This window comes from Desulfonatronospira sp., assembly GCA_003563255.1.
Classification (GTDB): Bacteria; Desulfobacterota; Desulfovibrionia; order Desulfovibrionales; family Desulfonatronovibrionaceae; genus Desulfonatronospira.
On the sequence record PWSL01000200.1, the window covers coordinates 1 to 4,730 of the forward strand.

The following is a 4,730-nucleotide window of genomic DNA, read 5'->3' on the forward strand; positions in this document are numbered from 1 at the left end:
ACCGGCATTGCAACGTCCTTCAGATACTTACACAGAAAACTTCTATACGAAGATTCTATCTCAGGCTCAGGAGAATAGGAGGTCAGAATATGCATCTGGTTGATGGCAGGCATGACCGGGATAATGCTGAAAATCTGGAGAGGCTGAAAAGAAATCCTGGTCGGGTCAGGCTTACCATGAACCCTGATAATACAAGGTTCAATCCATGATTCATCATCATTTATGATGTATATAATGGTTACCCCGTTGGTTAAAACTGAGCACATACACAGTTTTTCGTCCATATTACCTCCTGATTATTTAAAAATTTGTAACAGTTTAGCCAATTGCATGTGGCAGGCAATTAATCCATACCACCTGGCTCATTCCCGTCACCCTCCGCCTCTTTGCCTGAAGGACCGGCTTTATTTTTCCTTGGCCTGTCAATAGCCGGCAAAGACCTGAGCAATAATCTATCTACCATAAACCTGCTACAGCCCGGACATACAACATAAAACTCTGGAATCCCGGTCGAGCAGAAAGGACAATAATATTTTTCAGGTGCATTCATGATGTCTATACCTCCTTTGGATTGATTGTAACTTAAGCTGCCTGGTTCAGTAGCGACCTTAATCTCTTAATCCTGCCTGCCCTGATAAACCGGGGTCCTCTTTGTGCTGTTTAACTGGGGTTAATCCTGTCAAAAAAGCTCTTTTCTTTATTGGGTTGCCGGCAAAGCCCGCCTTAGTCCTTTTGTTCAGCATTAAACCTTTAATTACGGAAACTTTTGCCTGTATTTCAAAAATTTATTTCTTGATTCTGGCCTGGAACAATCAAAAATTTTAGTACAGGTAACCATTCAGGGGGGCAGGTCCCGGCCCGGGGACAGTCCCCAGGCCTGGTGCCAGGAACTACCACTGAGGACCACCTGAATGCTCACTATCGGTTCGGTCCCGGACCGCCCGGGTGAGTGCTTAACCCGCAAGATTCCGCTGATAGTTTTTTGAAAAACAGACAATCATAACCATATTATATAAGAAAGGCAGCACTGCTTAACCGAAAACATTCAGAGGGTACTCCACCGTGATTTTCGTTATCCTGGTTCTTCCGGTGCCTTGGCCCAAACATACGTTCAGTTTGGCTTTGAACCTTTTCCCGGCTACGTACTCTTTAGCCGGATGAACCTTAGTCCTGCCTGCCCGGTTAAACAAATCCGAAGGATTTCCTGCAAAGCAGGGTTTAACTGGGGCCTGCCCGGTTAAACAAATCCGAAGGATTTCCTGCAAAGCAGGGTTTAACTGGGGCCTGCCCGGTGAAACAACGCCTCGCGTTCCAGCTTTGCTGGGTTTAACCGGGTCATAAAAAACAAGAAAATTTTTTACCACGCGAAGCGCGTGGCAGGCCAGCCGCCCCGGTTGAATGCCCTTCGGGCTTGCTCTTCGAGCAATTCAACTAGGCAGGCAAAGTACGCAAAGTTTAAGAGGCGAAATAATTATCCTGTCTTCCTTGGCGACCTTTGCGCCTTTGCGTGAGAAAATGTTTTTGGGTTACGGGCATAGCCCGCGTTAGTACTTAGCGGGGGACAGTCCCCAGGCCTGGTGCCGGTAATCACCACTGAGGACCCCCCCTGAAGGGTTGCGTTTTACAGATTGAATGCAGGAGGCCTAAATGAATCAAAATAAACCATCGCACCTGGCCGTAGACTCCAGACATCCGGACTTTGGGCTCATTACCAGGAGGCTCAGGGAACTGGCCCTGAAAGGGGAGCAGACACAAAAATGCCTGTCCACTCTAAAAAACAATTCCATAAGAGACCGTCTTGAACCGGATCAACTCCTGTCATGGTTCGAAACAGCCCTGATAATCGGGGACATAAACCTGGCCCTGGAAATTCTTGAATTGTCCTGCGAAAGACATCCATCGCACATGGCTGTCTGGAAGGAGAGGTATGATCTTCTTGTACGCCTGAACAGACTTGAACAGGCACAGTCAGTCAGAGCCAGGGCCTTGAGCAGGCATCCGGACCTGGCAGGCGAGCTTGTTGTACCTGAAGCCATGGATGCGGACACTTCTGAACCCGATGTCGAAGACCCATTCAACCTGTTTAGAGAGCGTCAGGAACTGCAGAATCTTTATCTGCACTATTTTCAGGGAAGAGAGGATGTTTTTGCAAGACAGTGGGTGGACAAAGCAAAGCAGACTCAAGGCTATATGCCGGTTCGCAGGCCCATTGAAGCCCAGGACATACTGGAGCATATCAAGGGACATAGAACCTATGGCATCTATCTGTTGAGAAAGGACTCAACTGTAAAAACCGCTGTTGTGGACATGGATCTCAAAAAGGCCTTCAGGGACCAGAGACTCAAATCTGATGACAGACTCGGCATCAAGCGGGAAAGAGACTATGTTCATGATCGCATGGCCGAACTTTCTCTGCAAAAATTCGGCTGTAAGCCTCTGTGCGAGTTTTCCGGAGGCAAAGGTTATCATTTCTGGTTTTTCTTTGATGTACCTGTGCCTGCCGCCCTGGCCAGAAAGCTCATCTCGCCCCTGGCCGGCATTCTATCTAAGGACTGCCGGTTTTTCAGCCTGGAAGTCTTTCCCAAACAGGACCAGTTGCAGGGTAAGGGACTGGGCAACTTAGTCAAACTGCCCCTTGGTCTGCACAGGGTCACTGGCAAACCATCCTATTTTATGGGCTGCCTCAGAAATGAACCATGGACTAATATAAAAAAATTGAAAGAATACTCTGAGTTGAATTCTAAAAACCTGTTACAGGCCTCAAAAGACCAGCAAAAACAAAATGTGGCTATACATCCTGCCTGGAGTGAATGGGCAGAAAAATATCCCGAGCTGCACCTGCTTTCTGAGCGCTGCCCTCCCCTGGGCCGGCTCTTTTCCGCCCTGCGCAAAAGCCGGGAACTTGGGCTCAGAGAAGAGAAAGTGCTTTTTCAGACTCTGGGATTTTTATCCAGGGCAAACCATCTGTTGCATCACCTTTTGCAGCAACTTCCGGAGTACAATGTCCACCTGGTCAACTACAAACTTTCTAAACTCCGGGGTACACCCCTTGGATGCAGAAAAATCCACCAACTCCTTAACGTGCATCTGGATTTTTGTGAATTTGAAGATACCGGTACTTATCCCCATCCCCTTCTGCACTGCCGGGATTATATGTCTCCTAAGGGTAAGCCGTCCGAAAAAATTGAAAACCTGAGCGATGCCCTGGAGAACCTTAGAACCAGCCTGGACATTGTCAGACGTTTTATGCCTGTTGCTGGAAAATAGGAGCTGTTATTATGCAAAGGGTGTATATTCTGGAACAAGGCAGTTACCTTCGCAAGTCAGGACCCAATCTTGCTTTGTACAAGGACCAAAAACTTGTAGAGGAAATACCCGGCTCAGGCCTGAAACAGCTGGTGCTGATGGGCTACACTTCCCTGTCCGGCGGGGTCATAGACTTTCTTATCCGCAACCGGGTTGAAACCGTCTTTTTATCCCCTTCAGGCGGTTTCAGAGGCAGGTTGAACATTGACGAACATAAGGATGTCCAAAGAAGACGCAAGCAGTATCTCAACCTGTCCCATGAGGAGTTTGCCCTCAAAATAGCCAGAACCATTGTCCACGGTAAAGTACGCAACCAGGCCCGCTTTCTCCAGGTACAAGGGCAGAGAAACAGGAATGAAAACATACTGGCTGCGGCACTTGCCCTCAAGACTGTTTCCAGGCATACACGTGAAGCCCTGGATGTGGATACTCTCAGGGGAATGGAAGGCCATGCTGCAAGTATGTATTACCGCGCTTTTGGAATTCTTATTAAAAATCCGGACTTCAAGTTCAGCACCAGAACCAAAAGACCGCCTCAGGACCCACCCAACGCCCTGCTCTCTTTTATTTACACCATACTCACCAGTGAGGTCTTAAGCGCCATCAGGACAGCTGGTCTGGACCCCGGCCTTGGAGCCCTGCACGAACCGGCATACGGTAGACCCTCCCTGGCCTGCGATCTGGTAGAAGAATGGAGGACCTTCATAGCCGACAGGCTGGTACTGCAACTGATCAACCGGGGAACAGTCAAGCAGGATGACTTTGTGTACCGCAGCATTGCCAGGACAGATTTTGTTGATGAGCATGACCTGGTGCAAAAAAGGCCTGTAGAGATGAAACCAGGCCCCAGACGCGCCCTGGTGCAGACTTATGAAAACTGGATGAGTACAGAGCTACAGTCCAGAGAACTGGAAAAAAAACTCAGTCTTAGAAATTTTATCCTGCATCAGGTCAGACATTTTATGGCATGCATAATGGATGATAATCCTGAATATAAGCCCTTCTCATTATCGGAGAAAATGTAATGTTTTACCTGGTCTGCTACGATATTGTAGACGACAAAACCAGATATAAAGTAGCCAAAGTTTTAAAATCTTATGGCTACAGGGTGCAAAAGTCCGCTTTTGAATGCCCTGATCTGACTGAAAAAAGCTTTCTGAAAATGAAGGACCGGCTGGAAAGGTTGATCGACTTCTCCGAGGACAATATTCGCTACTATCGCCAGTGTCGAGCATGCATCAAGGACTTTGAGCATTCTGGACTTGGAGAAGAGCCTGAAATTAAATCCTATCACGTTGCAGGTTAATGAGGGACAACGAGTATCTGTTTAGCGCTTTTAAGGAAAGCAGGGGACAGGCACTCCGGGACCCACCTGAGCATCAATTTGTGCTCAAAATGACTCATTTTCTGGGACAAGTGGGTCC

General features: G+C 47.9%; 5 protein-coding genes. 3 read left to right on the forward strand and 2 right to left on the reverse strand.

What is annotated here, in order from left to right:
- A partial coding sequence (locus QZP87_RS05875) for a hypothetical protein (protein ID WP_291321992.1) occupies positions 1-284 on the reverse strand: 284 nt, incomplete at its 3' end.
- Between the two features lie 59 nt (positions 285-343).
- Entirely contained in the window at positions 344-550 is a 207-nt protein-coding gene (locus QZP87_RS05880; RefSeq protein ID WP_291321993.1) for a hypothetical protein, read from the reverse strand.
- 1,097 nt (positions 551-1,647) lie between these two features.
- Between QZP87_RS05880 and QZP87_RS05885 the strand changes: the two genes are divergently transcribed.
- From QZP87_RS05885 to cas2, 3 genes are read left to right on the forward strand one after another with little or no spacing between them, the layout of a single operon-like run.
- Positions 1,648-3,267 carry a CRISPR-associated primase-polymerase type A1 gene (locus tag QZP87_RS05885; RefSeq protein WP_291321994.1) on the forward strand — a complete coding sequence of 540 codons (1,620 nt, stop codon included), beginning with the start codon at positions 1,648-1,650 and terminating at the stop codon, positions 3,265-3,267.
- Positions 3,268-3,278: 11 nt separating this feature from the next.
- Positions 3,279-4,331, forward strand: coding sequence for a CRISPR-associated endonuclease Cas1 (gene cas1, locus QZP87_RS05890; RefSeq protein ID WP_291321995.1), 1,053 nt, complete (start codon positions 3,279-3,281; stop codon positions 4,329-4,331).
- Positions 4,331-4,612, forward strand: a complete 282-nt coding sequence (gene cas2, locus QZP87_RS05895; RefSeq protein WP_291321996.1) for a CRISPR-associated endonuclease Cas2 — start codon at positions 4,331-4,333, stop codon at positions 4,610-4,612. Before cas1 ends, cas2 begins: the two co-directional genes overlap by 1 nt.
- The last annotated feature ends 118 nt before the right edge of the window (positions 4,613-4,730 follow it).

What these genes read in the sequence shown, in the direction of transcription:
- QZP87_RS05880 (WP_291321993.1), bottom strand. Translation starts at nt 550, where the DNA reads ATGAATGCACCTGAAAAATATTATTGTCCTTTCTGCTCGACCGGGATT.
- cas2 (WP_291321996.1), top strand. Translation starts at nt 4,331, where the DNA reads ATGTTTTACCTGGTCTGCTACGATATTGTAGACGACAAAACCAGATAT.
- cas1 (WP_291321995.1), top strand. Translation starts at nt 3,279, where the DNA reads ATGCAAAGGGTGTATATTCTGGAACAAGGCAGTTACCTTCGCAAGTCA.
- QZP87_RS05885 (WP_291321994.1), top strand. Translation starts at nt 1,648, where the DNA reads ATGAATCAAAATAAACCATCGCACCTGGCCGTAGACTCCAGACATCCG.